Genomic DNA, 20,407 nt, shown 5'->3' on the forward strand with positions numbered 1-20,407 from the left:
AGAGCCCTATGCAATCCAATAAAACCAAACGTTCACAGTCAATCAATCTTGCCAGTATGCGTAAGAGTTTTAGTGTTAAACCTTTAGCTTTAGGTGTCACCGCGATTTTACTTTCCGCTTGTGGTGACAAACAAGAAGCAACGGTATTCACTAGCGTCGATGAGTGTACTAACGCTAATCCTGAATTTGCTGAGAAATGTAAAACAGCATATGAAGATGCAGTACAAGAAGCAGAACGCACAGGACCCAAATACAATTCTCAGAGAGATTGTGAGTCTGAATTTGGTAACAACCAATGCCGAGTTGTGCAGCAGGGATCAAGTTCGTTTTTTATGCCCTTCATGGCCGGCTACATGTTAAGTAATTTGATGTCGCCAAGAGGATATTACTCGCAGCCCATGTTTACTTCATATTCTCGCTATTCACCCTATCGGAATAGATGGATTGGAGCTGATGGTTATGATTTTGGTGATCAACGTCGCCGCAATATGCGTGTTAGCGAAAAGGCCTTAAAACCTAAACCAACCGTGAGTAAAACCATGAGCCGTGGTGGTTTTGGTAGTAGCGTAAGAGCCAAATCTAATTGGGGCAGCAGCTCTAAAAAAGGTGGTTGGGGTGGTTAAGACCAACCTAATACGCGCTGTTGTAACTCAATTATGCTAAGAGTTAGCATTGATGAACGTGCTAATTGGAAAAGAAAAGCCGAAGAATTCGGCTTTAAATTCCATACCATGCATGGTGAAGCTTACTGGGATGAATCGGCTTATTATCAATTTTCGCTGGAACAAATTGAACAAGACTTAGAACAACCCACTGAAGACATTCATCAAATGTGTTTGGCGGTGGTAGATAAAGTTGTCAAGTCTGAAGAGTTATTAGAAAAATTCCAAATCCCTCAACACTTTTGGCAACAAATTGCTGACTCGTGGAAACAGCAAGATCCTAGCCTCTATTCACGCTTGGACTTTGCTTATCATGGGCAAGGCCCGGTTAAGTTATACGAGAACAATGCGGATACACCTACCTCTTTGTATGAATCTGGATTTTGGCAGTGGTTATGGTTAGAAGAACAAGTCAATGCAGGAAAGATTGCAAAACAAGCCGATCAATTCAATTCATTGCAAGAAAAGTTAGTTCAACGATTAGGTGCTATTGGCAAACATTACAATATTAACCAGATGCACTTTGCCTGTTGCCAAGATACCGATGAAGACCGTGGCACAGTCCAGTATTTGCAAGATTGCGCCAAAGAATCAGGTTTAAGCGATGACTTCGTATTTATTGAAGATATTGGCCTCGCAGAGTGTGGCAGCTTTAGTGATTTACAAAACAACAAAATCCAAACTCTATTTAAATTATATCCTTGGGAGTTTATGCAACGGGAAGAGTTTGGTCAGTCGATTGAACGCGCACAAGTGAATTGGCTAGAGCCAATCTGGAAGTCCATTTTATCTAACAAAGCATTAATGCCAATGTTATGGAAATTATTCCCCAATCATCCAAATTTATTACCTGCCTATTTCGAAGATGAATTAGCCAAAGCAACAGAAACAAAATTGGTAAAAAAACCCATTTTCTCTCGCGAAGGCGCCAATATAAGCGTGATTGAGAATGGTAAAACAGTATTACATGCAGATGGGCCTTACGGTCAAGAAGGCTTTATTTATCAGGCATATTATCCCCTCCCAAAGTTTGGCAATAATCATACTTTGATAGGTTCGTGGTTAGTAAATGATCAAGCGGCAGGTATTTCGGTAAGAGAAGATTCATCGGCCATCACCCAAGATATGTCACGATATTTACCGCATATTATTTTGTGACAATTTGACATGACTATTGTGAAGTTTATCAGTCACACTTCATTCATTGGTTTCCACTGCGTATTATTTTAATAATGAATTCCATCATCAAACCTTTAAATCACAATCAACATATTCGTTTAGTGCTAGCCATTTTTGTTTTGTTTAGTGTGATTGAAGTAATCAACTTGTTCACCGGACGTATGCTCAGTCAACTAGGCACCATTCCTCGTTATGTGCCTGGACTTAAAGGCATTATATTAGGGCCTTTTGTGCATGGCAGTTTGCAACATTATTTTTCGAATATAATACCGCTGTGTATATTCAGTTATTTACTGCTGCAATATGGCTTAAAGCGCTATTTACAAGTCACACTATGGATCATGCTCACCACAGGTTTATTGGTTTGGTTATTCGCTAGACCTGCTACTCACATAGGTGTAAGTGGTGTAATTTATGGTTATTTTGGTTATTTAGTTTTGGCCGGATTCTTAAGCGGCAAATTTAAACTCATCATTATTTCAGTGTTAGTCGCATTTTTTTACGGTGGACTGATTTGGGGTGTTTTACCCTCTAGCCCTTTTGTCTCTTGGGAATCTCACTTATTTGGTTTTATCGCTGGATTAGCCGCAGCAAAATTATGGGCAAAACCTTCGCTCTAAACTTAGAATGCGAATACAATGTCCTCAAGCAATCAGATGAATAACAACAGGTAATCAATGTCCGACGCTAAACCACAAAAACAATCAGGCCTACTAGGTAATCTAGCCTTTAATATCATTATACCTGTGGTGATTTTAACCAATCTCAGCAGTGATGAATATTTGGGGCCTGCTTGGAGTATTGTGGCAGCGCTGATATTCCCTATTGGTTTTGGCATTTGGGATCTAAAACAAACCTCTAAAATTAATCCGTTTTCAGTACTTGGCATAGTCAGCGTTTTCTTAACTGGCGGTATAAGTTTGTTAGAGCTTCCAGCGGAATATATTGCAATAAAAGAAGCGACTATCCCTGGGATTATTGGTATTGCGGTGCTGATTACTCAGAGAACCAGTAAACCGCTTCTTAAGGTATTTGTGTTAAGTGAACAAATTATTAATTGGGAAAACCTCAATCAATCTTTAGCCAACTCTGGCACTTCTGATACTTTTGAGAAAAAAATGGCGATCAGCTCTTATATTGTCGCTGGTTCCTTTTTCTTATCTGCAGCACTAAATTACATTTTGGCTAAAGTCATATTAGTCAGCCCTCCAGGTACAACTGAATACACCGAAGAGCTAGGTAGAATGACGGCTTTGAGTTACCCAGTGATTGTGATCCCCAGCATGCTGATGTTGATTGCAGCGCTATGGTACATATTTTCGCAGATTAAAAAACTGACAGGCGAAGATCTAGAACACTTCTTGGCGGATGTCTAAGCCCGGAACTTATTCACTGTTTTAACCTAATGATAGTATCCAGCATAGCCAAAGAATAAGGCAGATATGATTAAAATTAGCGGCTTAGTCAAACAGATTACTGATGGTCATTCGAACAAAAACATCTTAGATGAACTCGACTTTCAACTAGGGGCCAATCAATCTGTGGCCATTAGTGGAGATTCAGGCTCGGGCAAGTCAACCTTACTCAATATTCTGGCTGCATTAGATAACGCTGATAAAGGTGTGATTGAAGTGGCAGGTCTAACGCTTAATAGCATGAATGAAGCGCAGGCCGATCAGTACCGCAAAAAACACTTGGGCATAGTGTTCCAGCAGTTTAATTTAATTGATTGTTTATCTGTTTGGGACAACATTACCTTCCCAGCCAGATTGAATGGTTTGCCTATTGGCAAGTACCACACAGAATTATTAGAGCAGTTAGGCTTAGGTTCACACAAAAACAAACTGCCGGTCAATTTATCTGGCGGAGAACAACAACGGGTTGCAATTGCCAGAGCCTTATCCCATAAACCCAAGTTAGTATTAGCCGATGAGCCCACTGGCAATTTAGACGACAACAACAGCCAACTGGTGAGTGAGTTATTATTCGGATTATGCAAGCAACTGGGCTTAACCTTAGTGGTTGTCACTCACAGTCCAAAGGTAGCTGCTTTTGCAGATAAACGATTATTGTTACAACAAGGACGGCTGCATAACCACCCAAATCAGATTTCAAACTTCGTACCTGCCTGACTATGGCGCCTCTACTAAAACTAATTTGGGCCAGTTACCAACAAAATACATTTCGCGTGGCACTGGTGTTAATTGCATTAGTCACCGCTTGCGCTGGCCTTAGTGCAGTATTGGTGATCAACAGCGCCGCAAAAAATAGCTATAAATCTGCTAGTCAGCCTTTTTTACAACAGGTTGAACACCGCATCATAGCGAAGACTGGACATGCCTTGAGTAAAGAGGATTTTGCATCACTTCGTCGTTCGGGCTTCTCGCAACTTATCCCGGTATTGCGTGGTTTTCAGAGTATTAAACATCCAAATACAGGTAAAACCCTACGAATATCACTATTAGGCATAGATACATTTTCGATTATCAGTTATTCCGCCAGTCACAGCATACAAGTCGCGAAAACTAGTCCCAACAGCACTACACAGGAGCTAGGTCAATTATGGCGCCCTCCCTTTACTAGTGTGATCCACCCTAATTTTGCGGCCGAGCTAAACGTTGTAAACGGCCAAATTTTATCGCTTAAAAACAATCAGCTTTTACCAAAATTAGCGGTTACAGCTATTGCTGGAATAGGACGAGAGATCGTCATGGACATTGGGCAACTACAACAAGTATTAGGCACATCAAAAATTAGTGAGATTTTAGTTGTAGGTGAAACAAATGAAGAACACAGCAAAACATTAAAAGTCGCCTTGCCAGAGCACCTTCGTCTTGAAAAAATCAATACTGGTGAGCAAGCGCAGCAACTCACAGGTAGTTTTCACCTTAACCTATTGGCAATGGCATGTTTGATGTTTGTGGTGTGTATGTTTGTTGTTATGAATGCCTTACATTTATTAATAATGAAACGCTGGCAAAACTTGCGTATCGCTCGTCAATTGGGCGTATCGAGAAAAAAAATATATTGGGCACAGGGAGCTGAGTTAGTACTAATTAGCTTAATTTGCGCACCACTTGGTGCCATTGCCGGCGTGTTCTTAGCTCAATTAGCATCGCCTGTTGTATCACTCACATTACAAAGTCTATTTGATGTGCGCATAGGTTACTCACCTGTAGCCTATGTAAGTTTAATGACTCAATGCTTCGCGGCCTGTCTTTTGGGCGCATTGGCCGCGGCCATTTTGCCAATGTGGCAATTGAATACTAGATTGGCACTTCGCAACTTGAGTGTCAGTGTTAACACAAGCCATCTACCTTGGTTGTATACCAGTATCATATTAGGCTTATTTTCGGTGACGCTAGGATATTTTTCTTGGAGCATGCTGATGAGTTTTAGCGCTATTGCAATAGGTATTTTTGCCGGTTGTAGCCTGCTAATTTATATCGTACCCAAAAGTCTAAACATGCTGTTCAACAGCCTGCCCAAGCACTGGGTGTTATTTCGATGGATGGCGGCAGATGGCGTGCGTTTATCGCAGAAAAGTAAAATTGCCTACTGTGCATTTTTTATTGCGCTTACCAGCAATATTGGTATGAATTTGATGGTTGATAGTTTTCGCCAAGCCACACAGCAATGGCTCACTCAACGCTTAGTCGCCGATCAATATGTATCAACTCCAACTCCAAAAGTGTTTACTCAGTGGTTAGCGACACAGGACATTGATGTAGAAGTAATCGAGCGCAAAGGCCTAGATGCCGTTTTGCTAAATAAGCCAATCAGTCAAAACAAAAATCAAACAAACATAGAGCTAAGATCGTATCCCAGCAGTAAGCTTTATCAAGAAGCGATGTTACTTGAACAACAACAAGTGAATGTTTGGCAAATATTCACAGAAGGAAAGGGAGTACTGGTTAATCAGCAATTGGCTTTACGTCATGGCTTAACGCTGGGTCAAAAGTTGAATTTTCAGGTTGAATCAAGTCAGCCTGAAACTAAACAAATAGTGGGGATCTATTACGATTACGGAAATCAAACAGCCCAAGCTTTGCTTGCGTTAGATTTTTTCTCCAAATATAACGCTAACACCTCTCTTTTTGCTCTGCATTTTGCTTCCAAGCAACAGCAAAATCTATTTACCAAGCAACTAGCGACTGCCTCGATATCGAATCAGGTCAGGTCAATACCAACCCGCGAACTATTGACCTTATCAATGCAAACATTTGAACGTACATTTGTGATTACAGATGGTTTAAACATCGTGACTTTATTAGTTGCCGCATTGTCTTTAGCTACCTCAGTGCTGATGATTGATCTAGATAATCGACCACAAAGAGCATTATTACGAAGCATGGGGGTGGGTAAGTATCAAATAACGGGGTTATCACTATTACAATACACTTTACTCAGTTTACTAACTTGTTTAGTCGCATTGCCATTTGGTATGGGTTTAACTTGGCTGTTGATCAACTTAATTAATGTGCAAGCATTTAGTTGGAGTTACCCCTTACTGATTACGCCTTATAAACTGTTTTCGGCTGGAGTGATGAGTGTGCTTTTAATCGTGTTAGTCGTCGCTCTTCCACTATATAAATTGAGTCGGCGTAAACTCGTTGAGGATATAAAATGTTTGAGTTTCTAAGCAAATATCTTCTGCTGATATTGATCATTGGTATAACAGCTTGCTCTAAACACTCAGATACCGGTGAGAATAACACCCAAGAAAACAGCGCCATATTTAGTGGCTTGAGTCGATATTCGATAGAGCAGGAATCACTGTCAAATTCTGCTGAAGCAAACGCACCTAAAAAAAACTGGGCTAATGTTGTCCCTGGATATGATATTTCTTTTCCTTTTGACCACGCCAGCCACCCAGAATTTGCGGTGGAATGGTGGTATATCACAGCCAATTTAACTGACACAAAAAATAATACTTATGCCTTACAATGGACACTGTTTCGGTTTGCCAGCGACACTCCAAACACACCTTGGGCTAACACCCAGCAGTATATGGGACATGTGGGGTTAAGAGATGGCGAACATGCTTGGTTTGAAGAACGTTTTGCCCGTGGTGGTGTGGGTAATGCAGGGATATCCACTGAACCATTTAATGCATTTATTGATGAATGGCAATGGCTTGCGCAGTCAGCCAAGATGTTTCCGTCGACGCTAGAATTGACAATCGATTCACAGATAAAGGCAAACTTGAACTTTACCGCAGACAAACCTTTAGTAAAACATGGCGAACAGGGTTTTAGTCGTAAATTAAGACACTCTGATCAAGCCTCTTATTATTATAGTCAGCCACATATTCAAGTGTCTGGGGAACTACAACTTCCAAATGGAATAGTTGAGGTTTCAGGCAACGCTTGGTTTGATCATGAATGGACCTCGCAATATATGAGCCCACAAGCCTTAGGGTGGGATTGGTTTTCCATACACTTTGATGATGGCAGCAAATTGATGTTGTTTAATATGCGCTCGAAGGGCACTCAGGATTTCTGGTCAGGTACATTAGTGACAAAAAATGGCGCAACAATACATTTAGATGAGTCTGCGATACAGGCAGAAGTAGTTAAACGAAATAAAGTAGAAGGGCGTATGTTGCCATTGCACTGGTCGATTCAACTACCTAAACAGCAGTACAATATTCAAATTGCGCCCATGCAAACCAACCAGTGGAACCCGGGGATATTTTCATATTACGAAGGAGGAACTGTGATTTCAGGCTCTCATACAGGAGTAGGTTTTATTGAACTAACTGGGTATTAGCTGGCACGTTATCCAAGCGTACCAGCTAGAAAAAGCCTACTTTTTGCCTTTTAATAACTCAAATATAGTTTCGGCAATTTGCGTATTGTCTAGATGTCCTATAAAGCGCTCACTTCCCGCACCTTTGGCAAAGACTTGTACGTCAACACCGGTATGTCCAGAGGTTGTCCAGCCAGTTTTTGAACGATTATCCAATATTTTAGAAATAGCTTTGTGAAAAGGTCTAAGCTTGTCAGATTTTACCCCATTGATGCTGGCTATTTCTTCATTGGTCAGTTCAAATCCCAGTAAATCAGTTGCCAACACAGCTCTGTCTTTCGCGGTAATTAATTGTGTGGCTATCTGTGCAGGTGAAGCCTTTAGATTTTTCAGCCACTCTGGAAACCAGTTATAGTTACCATTGGCGCCAATACTTAAACCACCTGTGCTGTGGTCTGCAGTCAGCACCAAAAGTGTGTCAGGATTTTTTACAACATATTGCTCTAACCATTCTAAGGTCAACGCAAGGTCATGCATTTCGGCCATTGCAGAACCAATATCATTACTGTGTCCTGCCCAATCAATTTGGCTAGCTTCGATGAGTAAGAAGTAACCTTGATCGTTTTCCAGTTGACGGACCGCCGCTTTGGTTAATGTTGGGAGGCGCATCTGGTCATCACTGTCTAATGCCCAAGGTAAACCTGAATCGGCAAACAAACCCAATAAAGGTTTACCCGCAGTCACATTATTAAGCTGGGTCAATTGGTCGACATATTGATATCCTGCCGCCTTAAACTGTTCGACCAAATTGCGGTCTTCCCTTATAAAATATTTCCAGCCACCCCCTAACATCACGTCAAAAGTAAACACACCATTGGTTTTTTCATCGAAATAACTATCGGCTATTTGGTCGTAATTATGTCTACTTTCGTTGTGGGCACCAAAACTTGCTGGTGTGGCGTGATTGATTTGTGAGGTTACGGCAATCCCTGTTTTACGACCTTGGGTTTTCGCGAGCTCTAATACCGTTTGAACGGGATTTTTATCCGCATCTACAGCAATCGCTCCGTTATAGGTCTTAAACCCTGTTGCCAGGGCCGTAGCACCAGCAGCCGAATCAGTAACATAACCCGTGTCCATGTCAGGATGCGTGCTGGCCATGCCTACCAATAATCTATCAAACACAGTCAATTCGACTTCAGGTGTATTCGGATTGTCAGCATACATACGATATGCAGTGGTATAAGCTGGACCCATACCATCCCCCACTATCATAATAATATTTTTAGGTGAATTACTGGCTAATGCAGAATGAGTTGATACTACTAATGCGGCTAATGCAGCTAATCGAGTCGCAAGTTGCTTCATCTGGTCTCCAATGATGAATATGATAATAAAAAAGTACTGTTAAATTATACGCTAGGTATAAGAGGAGGATTTAGTTAACTTCAGTATAAATGATACATATGAACAAAAAATGAAGGTATTAGCGTCTTTTTTAATAGATCAACTTCCGTCCGCTAGTTTTTCACGCATTCTCTGCTGAACTACATCTACTAACAAATCTGGCTGAAATTTAGAAATAAATCGATTACACCCCACCTTTTCAACCATTGCTTCATTAAAACTACCACTTAATGAAGTATTAAGTGCAATGAAAAGATCACTCATTCTCGGGTCTTGTCTAACTTCTGCAGTCAGCCGATAACCATCCATTTCTGGCATTTCAGCATCGGTAAACATCATCAAAATTTCGTCAGTGACTTTTTTACCTTCATCAGCCCAGCTCTTTAAGAGCGTCAATGCCTTTAATCCATCATTCTGCTCGATGATAACAAGACCTAACTGGGTAAGTGTTTCTCTCATTTGCCAGCGCGCTGTGGAAGAGTCATCCACTATCAATATTTTTTTGCCTTTTAGGTGGCTAGTAACTGTTTCATCTAAAACATCTTCGGAGATAGTAGTGTCGTACTCGACAATTTCAGCCAATACTTTTTCTACATCAATGATTTCAACCAGTTCATTTTTACCTTCAACTTCGACCTGAGTAATGGCAGTTAAATAGTTATTTTTACCTGCTGTGCTAGGTGGCGGTTGAATATCGCTCCATGATGTATTGATAATACGCATCACTTGGCCAATCAAAAATCCCTGCACACTGCGGTTATACTCAGTGATGATCACATTCTGTGCTTCGTACTCATCTTCATTAGTAGTGATTTTTATTGCAGACCTAAGATCAATAACCGGAATAGATGCGCCTCTGTAGTTAGTTACACCTTTGAGATGATGATGCGAACCAGGCATTTGATTCATTAACGGTACAGTAATGACTTCTCTAATCTTGAATACATTTAATGCAAATGTGTGCCGTGAGCCCAATTTAAACATAAGCAACTCAAGTCTGTTTTCACCGACAAGTTTGGTACGTTGATCAATTGAAGACATTAACTCTGACATACACGCTCTCTAGTTGATTTATTTACAATAAAAAACAGGTAATAGTACACCTGTAAACAGTATCAATAGTAGACACTTCCAAACAAAATTACCTAACAAACAGCCTAACAGCCTTAAACCATCATTCACACAAGCTATGATGAAGATACTTAATATAGATTATAAATATGCATAATTCCTATATAAGATGTTTATCAACAGCAACCCACTACACTTTATCGGTTGTTTTAATTTTTACCTTACTGTTATAGGAATATTCAAATGTCACAATATCAAAATGATGTTAAACAGATTGCAGAACTCAGATCAACCAAAGCGGGTGCTTGGAACGCAATCGACCCAGACTATGCTGCTCGAATGAAAGCACAAAATCGTTTTAAGACCGGATTGGATATTGCAAAGTACACCGCAGCTATCATGCGTAAAGATATGCAAGAATATGATGCTGACTCAAGCCAATATACCCAATCGTTAGGTTGTTGGCATGGTTTTATTGGACAACAAAAAATGTTGGCCGTAAAAAAACATCAAGGCACCACAGATAAAAGTTATTTGTACTTATCTGGATGGATGGTTGCAGCCTTACGTTCAGAGTTTGGCCCTTTGCCAGACCAATCTATGCACGAAAAGACTTCAGTAGCAGCGTTAATAGAAGAACTCTACACTTTCTTACGCCAAGCCGATGCGCGTGAATTGGGTGACCTATTCAGACAACTGGATGACGCCAAGCAGCAAGGCCAGGATACTACAGCGATCCAACAGTCTATTGATAACTATGAAACTCACGTTGTACCTATTATTGCTGATATTGATGCAGGATTCGGCAATGAAGAAGCCACCTATTTGCTTGCTAAAAAACTGATTGAAGCAGGAGCTTGCTGCATTCAAATAGAAAACCAAGTATCTGATGCTAAACAGTGTGGACATCAGGATGGCAAGGTGACAGTGCCACATGAAGACTTTTTAGCCAAAATAAACGCAGTACGTTACGCATTTTTAGAGCTAGGAGTTGATGACGGGGTAATCGTTGCACGTACCGACTCTTTAGGTGCGGGGCTGACGCAAAAAATACCTGTATCACAGAAGCCGGGCGACTTAGCAGCACAATACAACGCTTTTCTTAATGCCAGCGAAGTGAAATCAATCGATGAATTAACAGATGGTGACTCTGTTCTTAAACAAAATGGCAAGTTAGTTAAACCGGTGCGTTTACCTAATGGCTTATACAAGTTTCAAGAAAACACTGGTTTCGATCGCGTAGTACTGGACTGTATAACGTCATTGCAAAATGGTGCTGATTTGCTGTGGATTGAAACAGAAAAACCGCATGTTGGCCAAATCGGCGATATGGTAAGGGCGATAAGAGCAGAAATTCCTAATGCTAAATTGGTGTATAACAATTCACCTTCATTCAACTGGACATTGAACTTCCGTCAGCAAATATTTGACACTTGGTCAGAAGCCGGTAAAGACACTAGCAAATATGTAAGAGACGAATTAATGTCAGTTACCTATGATGACTCAGATTTGGCACTTGAAGCGGATGAAAAAATCAGAACGTTCCAGGCTGACGCGGCAAGAGAAGCGGGTATATTCCATCACTTGATTACCTTACCGACTTACCACACAGCTGCCTTGTCTACTGATAATCTAGCTAAAGGATATTTTGGTGACGAAGGTATGTTGGCATACGTTAAAGGTGTGCAGCGTAAAGAAATTAGACAAGGCCTAGCGTGTGTTAAACACCAAGCGATGGCTGGCTCTAACATGGGTGATGATCATAAAGAATACTTCTCTGGTGAACAGGCTCTTAAGGCCTCTGGTGAAGACAATACTATGAATCAATTTGACGCAGCCGGTTAATTATCTAGTTAACATTCGATAGCTTGCAGTAGTGACTGTAAGCTATCGCTATCATTCAATAAATCAATACCAAAAATAGTCTACCAACAAACTTCAACTCACAGCCCTTCTGTAATTAAAGAATAACCAACTGTTTTTTAACAATAATTTTATATTTAGAAAAAATATCAAATACTGATAACATTCTACAATTGCATCAGTTTTCACAAAGAGATAATAATCATGAATATTGCCAAGGTAGATTTAAACTTATTGGTTTATTTAGATGTATTGCTAAGAGAAGGCAGTGTAACTAAAGCCGCAAACCAATTAAGTATTACTCAGCCTGCAATGAGCAATGGCCTGAGAAGACTGAGAGATTTATTCAAAGATCCTTTATTGGTGCGCACCAGTGATGGTATGACTCCAACTAAACGCGCCTTAGAATTAAAACCTGTCATCCGAGATGTATTATCTAAACTTGAAACCACTATTCAGCCAGAAACTGACTTTAGTCCCCTTCAAAGTGAACGCACCTTTAGGATCATGGCCAGCGATTACGCTGAATCAACCTTGCTTTTAGAGGTTATCAGAAGATTAAATAAACAAGCGCCTAATATTACCCTTGATTTAATTACCCCCAGCGATGTGACATTCCATGATGTAGAGCAAGGTAGGGTTGATATGGCTATCAACCGATTTGAAGAGTTACCACTTTCATTCCACCAAAAAGTGGTGTGGTACGACACCTTCTCTTGTGTGATGAATAGTCAAAATCCCATAGTGCAAAATTTTAATCTGGAACAATATTTAGCAACCAAACATATATGGGTAAGTAAAACTGGTTTTGGAGTGGGAGTCGGTATCGACCCCAACGAAGTACAGAAATTGGGTTGGGTTGATGCGGAGTTAACAAAAATTGGTAAAAAGCGCGATATCAGAGTTTTTACTCGGCATTACCACGTTGCTTTGCAATTAGCCAAAGCACAAAATTTAATTGCTACGTTACCCAGTAGAGCGGCCAATATGTATAAAAATGATCCAGAGGTCGAAATACTTGCCCCACCATTTGATATTCCACCTATAGCGTTAAAAATGGCTTGGAGTGCCCTACTGCAACACGATGCTGGGCATATTTGGCTTAGACGATTGATAACAGAAGTGGGGGCAGAACTGACCACAACATAACGCTCATTTCTTACGTGAATGGAAAGAATAACTCACATAAATTAATGCGTATAATCCTAACAGAGTAAACTGAGGCTATTGTGAATTACTAAAGAGCAACTTATGCAAGTTGAATATATTCAAAAGGGTCGATTAAAGATCGCCAAGCAACTAGATCAGTTTATCACTCAAGAAGTTTTACCTGGCGCTCAGGTATCGGTTGATGAGCTTTGGACAAAGTTTGCAGATGCTCTACCAGAACTTTTGTCAATTAATCAAAGTTTGTTGCAAAAACGGGATAAGCTGCAACAACAAATAGATCAATATTGCAGCTCAAGATATTCAATTAATGTGCAAGAGTACAAAACCTTTCTTACCGAGATTGGTTATTTGCAAACTCCCCCAAGTGATTTTCAAATCAACACACAGAATGTGGATCCTGAAATTGCCACTATGGCGGGTCCTCAGTTGGTTGTACCCATTAATAACGCTAGGTTCGCTTTAAATGCAGCCAATGCCAGATGGGGCAGTTTATACGACGCGCTTTACGGCTCTGATATTATTGAACAATCTGAAGTTAAAACAAAGGGTTACGATGCCACCAGAGGGCAAAAAGTCATAGACTACGCCAGAAAATGGTTAGACGTCATTGCGCCACTAGAAACAGGCAGCCATGTTCAAAGCAAAGATTACACTATAAAAAACGGTACGTTATTAGTCACTTTGGTTGACGATACAGTAGTAGGCTTAAAAACACCTGATCAGTTTGCTGGCTTGCAAGGCACTATCGAACAACCAATCTGCATTTTAATTAAACACAATAATATCTATGCCGAAATTCAATTTGACCCAAACAGTGTTATAGGTCAACAAGATACGGCCAACATCAAAGATGTATTTTTAGAGTCCGCATTAACCACCATAATGGACTGTGAAGACTCTGTGGCGGCCGTGGATGCAGAAGATAAAACCTTAGTTTACCAAAACTGGTTAGGCCTTATTAAAGGTGATTTAACCGCCACAATAACCAGTGGCAGTAAACAAGTAACTCGTGCTTTGAATCCAGACAGGCAATATCTATCAGCAACAGGTGATACGTTTAGCTTATCTGGAAGAAGCTTAATGTTTATCCGCAATGTCGGACACTTGATGACCACAGACGCAATATTGTTTGATGATTTGCCCATTTACGAAGGCATTATGGACGCGCTTGTTACCAGCTTAATATCTAAACATGACTTATTAGGCAATGGTGCATTCAAAAATAGCCAAGCGGGCAGCATTTATATCGTTAAACCCAAAATGCACGGGCCAGAAGAAGTAGCCTTTGCCGATTTACTTTTCGCAAAAATGGAAACTGTTGCTAGCTTACCCCGTCATAGTCTAAAAATAGGCTTGATGGATGAAGAAAGACGCACCAGTTTAAACTTAAAAGCCTGTATAAAAGCAGCAAAAGACAGAGTGGTATTTATCAACACCGGCTTCTTAGACCGCACTGGAGATGAAATACACACATCCATGCACCTAGGCGCCTTTGCCACCAAAGCAACCATTAAAACTAGGCCTTGGTTAAACGCATACGAAAACTCCAATGTTATAACTGGTATGAACTCGGGCTTATCTGGTAAGGCCCAAATAGGCAAAGGTATGTGGCCGATCCCAGATAATATGGCTGATATGATGCAGGCAAAAATTGCCCATGTACGCTCTGGAGCGAATACAGCGTGGGTCCCCTCACCTACTGCCGCAACACTTCATGCATTGCATTATCATCAAGAAAACGTGTTCGACATCAGAAAGAATATTGACTCTGATGTCGAGGGTTTACTCGAGCAAATGTTAGATATCCCACTGCTCAATGATGAAAAACTGTCACCAAGCCAGATACAAAGAGAGCTAGATAATAATGTACAAGGCATTCTAGGTTATGTTGTGAGATGGGTAAATCAAGGCGTTGGATGCTCTAAAGTCCCGGATATCAATAATGTGGGGTTAATGGAAGACAGAGCAACATTGAGAATATCTAGCCAACATATTGCTAACTGGCTGGAGCACAAAGTCATAACTTCAGAACAAGTTGATAAGTCTATGCAGACCATGGCTAAATTGGTAGACGGTCAAAATTCAGCTGATAAAGACTACATCACCATGACACCTAATACCGCTGACTCGATCGCTTTTCAAGCCGCCCGAGAGTTAATATTCAAAGGTAAAGATCAACCAAATGGATATACTGAGCCGTTGTTGCATGCGAAGCGTTTGGAATTAAAACAAAAAATCAACCTTAGCAGTTAAGGTTGATCTAACTCTTTTGTAAAAACATGCTTACCAAATAGTGATTTAATCAATGAAATACCAGCTTTAATGGTTAAGTGGTACAGAAGAATATGCAAAGGCATTTTTTGAAAGTGCCCTCTTATCAATATCATAAACTCAGCCAACGAATAAAACCTTGTTTGGCATAATGGATGGTTAGGCCTTAGGGCTTTTTCGTAAATAAAATCTAAGAACATTATATTCCAAGGGCAGAATCGACTAACTTCATCTTGCACAAAATCAGGGATTTCAGTATTCAATATTTTTTGGGTGTAACGACAGGCTAAGAACAATTCCAACTCAAAACCCGTTTCTTGGGCTAGCGTAATCAGATCTTGCCAAAACACTTTATTATTATTTGTAGTTATTAAAGTATGCAAGTCTATAAGGTCCCTATAACCCTTCTTAACCTCCTCGTTAAAAAACAAATGAATGAGGCTATGCAACGTCATAGCAGCAAAAGACAATATTTGACATCCACTTTCAGTAATTACGGTATTCTTAGCAAACTTATCTGCGTCTACATGTCTGCCGGAAATAATCGGTACGATGTTATGATGCACATCAACAATGGTGCCACGCTGGCCATGCCTCAAAGGAGGGATTTCATGGGCCCACTTTCGATAATACTTTTCATCGTGCTCGGTTAATTCCTCTGACAACCATCCAAATAGGCATAACCTTTTTTCCATATCATCAATGGATTCTTTATTAGTTAATATATCGATATCGTTATAGATACGAGACTCACCGACTAGTGCACCGGAAAGTGTATAACCGGCCCCCTTCAGAAAAATAAAATATTGCTGGCTATTAGCCAACTCTCGCTTTAGCTCAGAAACCTCAAACAACACTTGTTTCTTATGGTTTTGTACAAGTACATCAGCATTTAAAAAGTGTCGTTGAGCTTGAGTAGGAATTCGTTCAAAAATACCAGCTTGTTTAAAAATCGAAGAATAACAAGCCAATAACTGCTGATTACGCAAAATCAATACCAACTGCTGCCATTGTTTAGGTGTATACATCAATGCAGTTTTTGGAGAGATAAATGCTTGGCACACATCGTCAGCAGACAGGTTACTCATAGTCGATAATTTCCTGCTCCAAAAACGCTGCCACTTGATCCAAGTCATGATGAAATATTTCAAATGTTTGCACGTTTTCAATTACTTTGGTTAATGTACTAAAAGCAGTTTCTCTTAAAACACTGTAATTAAAAGCATTTTCTACTAACTGCATAAATGCTTGGGTCTTATCCAATTGATATACCTGTAAATCTTGATTAGCACGGTAATTAGGAAAAACAACGCCTACCAGCTCTGCTGTGTTGGTTTGATTTTCCCAACTAGATTCTGGTGGGGACAGATGGATCACATCGCCTTTATGGGTATCTTTGGCAATATCCGAAAACTTACCATCAGGAAATAATTTTTTAGCAATATCAATTGATTGGTTTTTTAAACATATGGGACGAACAAAAGGTTCCACAGTTTTAGTGTTAGGAATAATTAGAGCCATTTCATCAGATAATAAACGCCAACCGTTATGAGCCAAATAGGCGGTCAATGTGCTTTTACCGGAACCTGGAGGAGCAGGGAATAAAATAGCTTTATTACCCTTAGCCAACACCGCAGAATGAATGATCACGTGCTGCACTTCATTGCCCGCAACTGTCCAGTTCATTCCCCACTCTAAAAATGCATACGCTTTTTGAAAATTTAAGGGTTTGAAGGGTTCTTGCTGATCACAAAAAAATCGGGCCTGAGGCTTTATAAATGAGCGAATACCAGAAGATTTTTGTACCGACAATTCATAATCTGCCACTTCAGTACTCTGTTTTCTAAAACGGCTACCGTAGATAGTAGATAGGTTATTAATAACTTGAGGCAGAGCGGTGTTAACTGAAAAAGAGAAAGGATGTAAATCAATAAAATAATTATCAGACATCAGATTTTTTTACTGTCGATTGGAACCAAAATATTTTTTTGGATGAGAGACTGTATTGCAATATTTCGAGACGTTTCTTTATCCAACACCGTATTACCAGACAATACCTTTGAAATTTCAGACTCTGACATCAAAATACTCAATGTTTCTCCTGAATGTATGTCTAAAAACACACAACCTGATTGATCAGAAAAGGAGTGCATTTGCACTCCTTTTTTTAAAAACTGAACCATAACAAACTAAACTTAAACAAAATATTAAAACCTTGTATTAACAAGCTCCTGGAACGGAAAATGTACTACCGGAGTATGTACTAATAGTATGATCTAGTAAGGCACCAGTGCTAGCTGCATCAGCCGAGGCCGCACGGTATAGGTAATCTGCAAAATCGGCACTAGTTCCGTGTTGAGATAAAACAGGATATGTAATACCAAAATTTCCGTCGTTAATAGCATTCAAATATATAACGATTAACCCTACATTAACTCTGTTTACGCCTCGATAATGTCCCAGTTGAGGAGGGGCATCAGAAGCTGAGGGATTAAAATGAGCATCAAATATCATCCCAATCGTCAAATCTCCGGCATCATCAACACCATTTCTTGACCTAATTCCACCACCAGCATTAAATGGGTTGCCATTAAAGATAGCAGAGAAACGCATTGATCTGTAAGTGCTTGTATTAAATGCACATGCATCCAACAACACAGTACTTTCACCCTGATTAAAATCAGAACCATGGCCTGACGCCACTATCGAACCTGCTATACCCGCCCAAGCTGAACGTCCCGGAATAGATGCTATGACCGCACCCGCTGTCGCTTTTTTTAAAAACGTACGACGCTGTGTGGTATTTTTAGAAACCGAAGATCCTATTCCCTTTGGATTATCAAAACTCATAATAATTCCTTAATTTAAATTTTTACTTATCTCGCCAACAAAGCAATTATCAAGCCAACAAGCAATTACTTGAAAACAAAAGACTTTTTCATTCGCCTCTGAAGATTTTGTAAAAAATACAGACACTTTACGCAAAATCATAGTCTTCATTCGATTTTTATCCCCTTACGTTTAGCAAGTTGTATCAAATATTTAACAGGAATGGCGTAACTGATCCCCGATGGTTTCTCAAGCACTGTCTCTTTAGACTCTTTTACAAAGACTTTATTTAATATTCCAATGACTTCGCCGTTTTGTGCATCATATAACGGACTCCCACTATTTCCTGGGTATGCCGTGATATCGAGCTGATAAATCATAAACTTTTTATCCAGCCTGTGTAAAATGTTCATAGACAACTGGCTTGAATGTTGTGTTGGAATCACATCTGGTGTAGTTGCTGCAATAATACCTCTATGTGTAGCAGGGTAAAGCCCTAAAACGGCCCCAATTGGAAAACCAGTTAATAAAACCTCGGTTCCATCTTGTGCATAGTTGGGCGATGAAAGTTTGAGAGGAGTCAAAGGACTAGGCAATTTTAAAATAGCTAAATCGTGTTCGCGATCTCTAGCAATTATTTCTACTTTGGCTATTTTGGGGTTTCTACCGGTAGCTGTAAATACGATAGGGTACTGCACTTTTTGTGGATCTAGCTCTTTATCAATTACGTGATAATTGGTAGCCACTAATGTACCGTCGCCAAAAACGAAACCCGTTCCTTGCAACTGATGCGTTTGCACACCTAATGCATCATATAAACCCACACCTACCACTGAAGGTTTTACTTTGGCTACAATTTCGGTGATTGAATGGCTATGGGCATTGTCACTTAATACCAACAACATACCTAGCCACATCTTCAAAAGCAATAATTTACGCATAACCATATATTTACAATACTGTCCGTGGAATATCTGAGTATAATCACAAATATCACAGTGCGATGCTAATTATATTTATACATTGTAAATACTAGGCTAAAAAGGTTCGGTTTATGAAGGTGTTGGTAACAGGTGCAGCAGGTTTTATCGGTTTTCACGTAGCGAAGAAGTTGTTAGCACGGGGAGACACGGTTATAGGCATAGATAATATAAATGATTATTACGATGTAAAACTTAAAGAAGGTCGCTTAAACGCCCTTACTGAAGATGCACTGTCGGAAAATTTTACATTTATTAAAATGGATATTGCCAATAGAGACCAAATGGAAACATTATTTGCGTCATCCGCTTTTGATAAAGTAGTGCACCTTGCAGCACAGGCTGGGGTGCGTTATTCAATCGAAAATCCCCACGCTTATGTTGACAGTAACTTAATTGGTTTTATGAACATTCTCGAAGGATGTCGTCACAATAAAATCAAACATCTTGTGTATGCCTCCTCTAGTTCTGTTTATGGCTCTAATGAATCCACACCTTTTGCGGTTACCGATAATGTTGATCATCCAGTATCACTATACGCTGCGAGTAAAAAAGCCAATGAATTGATGGCTCATACTTATAGCCACCTTTACCAACTTCCAACTACAGGTTTGAGGTTTTTTACGGTTTACGGACCTTGGGGACGTCCTGATATGGCGTTATTTAAATTTACCCAAGCTATTTTAAATGGTACCCCTATACAAGTATATAATTACGGAAACCATCACCGAGATTTCACTTATATTGATGATATTGTCAGCGGTGTTATTCTCTCTTTAGACAAGGTAGCCGAGGGCAATAAAAGCTGGGACGGAAAAGCCCCAGACCCAAGCACCAGTAAGGCACCATGGAAGATATATAATATCGGGGCACATAATCCAGTGAACCTTCTTAAGTTTATTGAAACTTTAGAGGAAGCATTAGAGAAAAAAGCCATAAAAGAAATGTTACCTATGCAACCGGGTGACGTTCCAGATACCTATGCAGATGTATCAGCTTTAGCAAACGATACTGGATATAGTCCAAAAACAGGCTTAACCACTGGCATTCAAGAATTTGTTAGCTGGTATCAAGACTTTTACGCAAAATAGACTGATATCATCTGCTGTGCATGTTGTTTATTATGCTTAAAATAGTAATTTAATTATGGCTATGTTTGTATTAACTGTTGTTGAACACTAAACATACTGTTTTTATTGAACTTTTCATCATTGTCCAAATATC

Annotated in this window: 18 protein-coding genes; 11 read left to right on the forward strand and 7 right to left on the reverse strand. The window is 39.9% G+C overall.

The features are described from left to right. Positions 1 to 8: 8 nt before the first annotated feature. The 7 genes from QZ488_RS10900 to QZ488_RS10930 all read left to right on the forward strand — a co-directional run bounded on the left by QZ488_RS10900 (position 9) and on the right by QZ488_RS10930 (position 7,613). Positions 9 to 623, forward strand: a complete 615-nt coding sequence (locus QZ488_RS10900) for a DUF1190 family protein (protein WP_293748518.1) — start codon at positions 9 to 11, stop codon at positions 621 to 623. Positions 624 to 656: 33 nt separating this feature from the next. Next, on the forward strand, positions 657 to 1,820 hold the full coding sequence (locus tag QZ488_RS10905) for a glutathionylspermidine synthase family protein (protein WP_293748520.1): 1,164 nt from the start codon (positions 657 to 659) through the stop codon (positions 1,818 to 1,820). 74 nt (positions 1,821 to 1,894) lie between these two features. Continuing rightward, on the forward strand, positions 1,895 to 2,461 hold the full coding sequence (locus QZ488_RS10910) for a rhomboid family intramembrane serine protease (protein WP_293748522.1): 567 nt from the start codon (positions 1,895 to 1,897) through the stop codon (positions 2,459 to 2,461). Positions 2,462 to 2,518: 57 nt separating this feature from the next. Next, entirely contained in the window at positions 2,519 to 3,217 is a 699-nt protein-coding gene (locus tag QZ488_RS10915) for a VC0807 family protein (RefSeq protein ID WP_293748524.1), read from the forward strand. 66 nt (positions 3,218 to 3,283) lie between these two features. Then, positions 3,284 to 3,973: an ABC transporter ATP-binding protein gene (locus QZ488_RS10920; protein WP_293748526.1), complete on the forward strand. Its 690-nt coding sequence runs from the start codon at positions 3,284 to 3,286 to the stop codon at positions 3,971 to 3,973. A 2-nt stretch (positions 3,974 to 3,975) separates the two neighbouring features. Beyond that, complete coding sequence (locus QZ488_RS10925) at positions 3,976 to 6,483, forward strand: ABC transporter permease (protein ID WP_293748528.1); 2,508 nt, start codon at positions 3,976 to 3,978, stop codon at positions 6,481 to 6,483. Further along, complete coding sequence (locus tag QZ488_RS10930; protein ID WP_293748530.1) at positions 6,468 to 7,613, forward strand: lipocalin-like domain-containing protein; 1,146 nt, start codon at positions 6,468 to 6,470, stop codon at positions 7,611 to 7,613. Before QZ488_RS10925 ends, QZ488_RS10930 begins: the two co-directional genes overlap by 16 nt. 36 nt (positions 7,614 to 7,649) lie before the next feature. On the opposite strand, the gene QZ488_RS10935 is transcribed toward QZ488_RS10930, so the two are convergent. Both QZ488_RS10935 and QZ488_RS10940 read right to left on the reverse strand, forming a co-directional pair. Beyond that, a complete protein-coding gene (locus QZ488_RS10935) occupies positions 7,650 to 8,960 on the reverse strand; it encodes an alkaline phosphatase (RefSeq protein WP_293748532.1) in 1,311 nt (436 codons plus the stop codon). 138 nt (positions 8,961 to 9,098) lie between these two features. Further along, complete coding sequence (locus QZ488_RS10940; protein ID WP_293748534.1) at positions 9,099 to 10,052, reverse strand: chemotaxis protein CheV; 954 nt, start codon at positions 10,050 to 10,052, stop codon at positions 9,099 to 9,101. A 261-nt stretch (positions 10,053 to 10,313) separates the two neighbouring features. Between QZ488_RS10940 and QZ488_RS10945 the strand changes: the two genes are divergently transcribed. The 3 genes from QZ488_RS10945 (at position 10,314) to QZ488_RS10955 (ending at position 15,356) form a co-directional block, all read left to right on the forward strand. Next, a complete protein-coding gene (locus QZ488_RS10945) occupies positions 10,314 to 11,915 on the forward strand; it encodes an isocitrate lyase (protein ID WP_293748536.1) in 1,602 nt (533 codons plus the stop codon). Between the two features lie 222 nt (positions 11,916 to 12,137). Further along, entirely contained in the window at positions 12,138 to 13,082 is a 945-nt protein-coding gene (locus QZ488_RS10950) for a LysR family transcriptional regulator (RefSeq protein ID WP_293748538.1), read from the forward strand. A gap of 102 nt (positions 13,083 to 13,184) precedes the next feature. Further along, complete coding sequence (locus QZ488_RS10955; RefSeq protein WP_293748540.1) at positions 13,185 to 15,356, forward strand: malate synthase G; 2,172 nt, start codon at positions 13,185 to 13,187, stop codon at positions 15,354 to 15,356. Here the strand turns inward: QZ488_RS10955 and QZ488_RS10960 are convergent. The 5 genes from QZ488_RS10960 to QZ488_RS10980 form a co-directional block, all read right to left on the reverse strand. Beyond that, the gene (locus QZ488_RS10960) at positions 15,353 to 16,462 is read right to left on the reverse strand and encodes a nucleotidyltransferase family protein (RefSeq protein ID WP_293748542.1); all 1,110 of its coding nucleotides are present in this window, start codon (positions 16,460 to 16,462) and stop codon (positions 15,353 to 15,355) included. The two genes, QZ488_RS10955 and QZ488_RS10960, sit on opposite strands and share 4 nt — an antisense overlap. Beyond that, positions 16,455 to 17,324 carry an HprK-related kinase A gene (locus tag QZ488_RS10965; protein ID WP_293748544.1) on the reverse strand — a complete coding sequence of 290 codons (870 nt, stop codon included), beginning with the start codon at positions 17,322 to 17,324 and terminating at the stop codon, positions 16,455 to 16,457. Before QZ488_RS10965 ends, QZ488_RS10960 begins: the two co-directional genes overlap by 8 nt. Beyond that, positions 17,324 to 17,527 carry a hypothetical protein gene (locus QZ488_RS10970; protein ID WP_293748546.1) on the reverse strand — a complete coding sequence of 68 codons (204 nt, stop codon included), beginning with the start codon at positions 17,525 to 17,527 and terminating at the stop codon, positions 17,324 to 17,326. The genes QZ488_RS10965 and QZ488_RS10970 overlap by 1 nt, the downstream gene beginning before the upstream one ends. Before the next feature lie 67 nt (positions 17,528 to 17,594). Next, on the reverse strand, positions 17,595 to 18,224 hold the full coding sequence (locus QZ488_RS10975; RefSeq protein ID WP_293748547.1) for a hypothetical protein: 630 nt from the start codon (positions 18,222 to 18,224) through the stop codon (positions 17,595 to 17,597). Positions 18,225 to 18,370: 146 nt separating this feature from the next. Then, positions 18,371 to 19,150 carry a serine protease gene (locus tag QZ488_RS10980; RefSeq protein ID WP_293748549.1) on the reverse strand — a complete coding sequence of 260 codons (780 nt, stop codon included), beginning with the start codon at positions 19,148 to 19,150 and terminating at the stop codon, positions 18,371 to 18,373. Positions 19,151 to 19,257: 107 nt separating this feature from the next. Here QZ488_RS10980 and QZ488_RS10985 point away from each other — a divergent pair, with 107 nt between their 5' ends. Continuing rightward, positions 19,258 to 20,274: an NAD-dependent epimerase gene (locus tag QZ488_RS10985; RefSeq protein WP_293748551.1), complete on the forward strand. Its 1,017-nt coding sequence runs from the start codon at positions 19,258 to 19,260 to the stop codon at positions 20,272 to 20,274. The last annotated feature ends 133 nt before the right edge of the window (positions 20,275 to 20,407 follow it).

The sequence above is a fragment of the uncultured Paraglaciecola sp. genome, from assembly GCF_913020055.1.
Classification (GTDB): domain Bacteria; phylum Pseudomonadota; class Gammaproteobacteria; order Enterobacterales; family Alteromonadaceae; genus Paraglaciecola.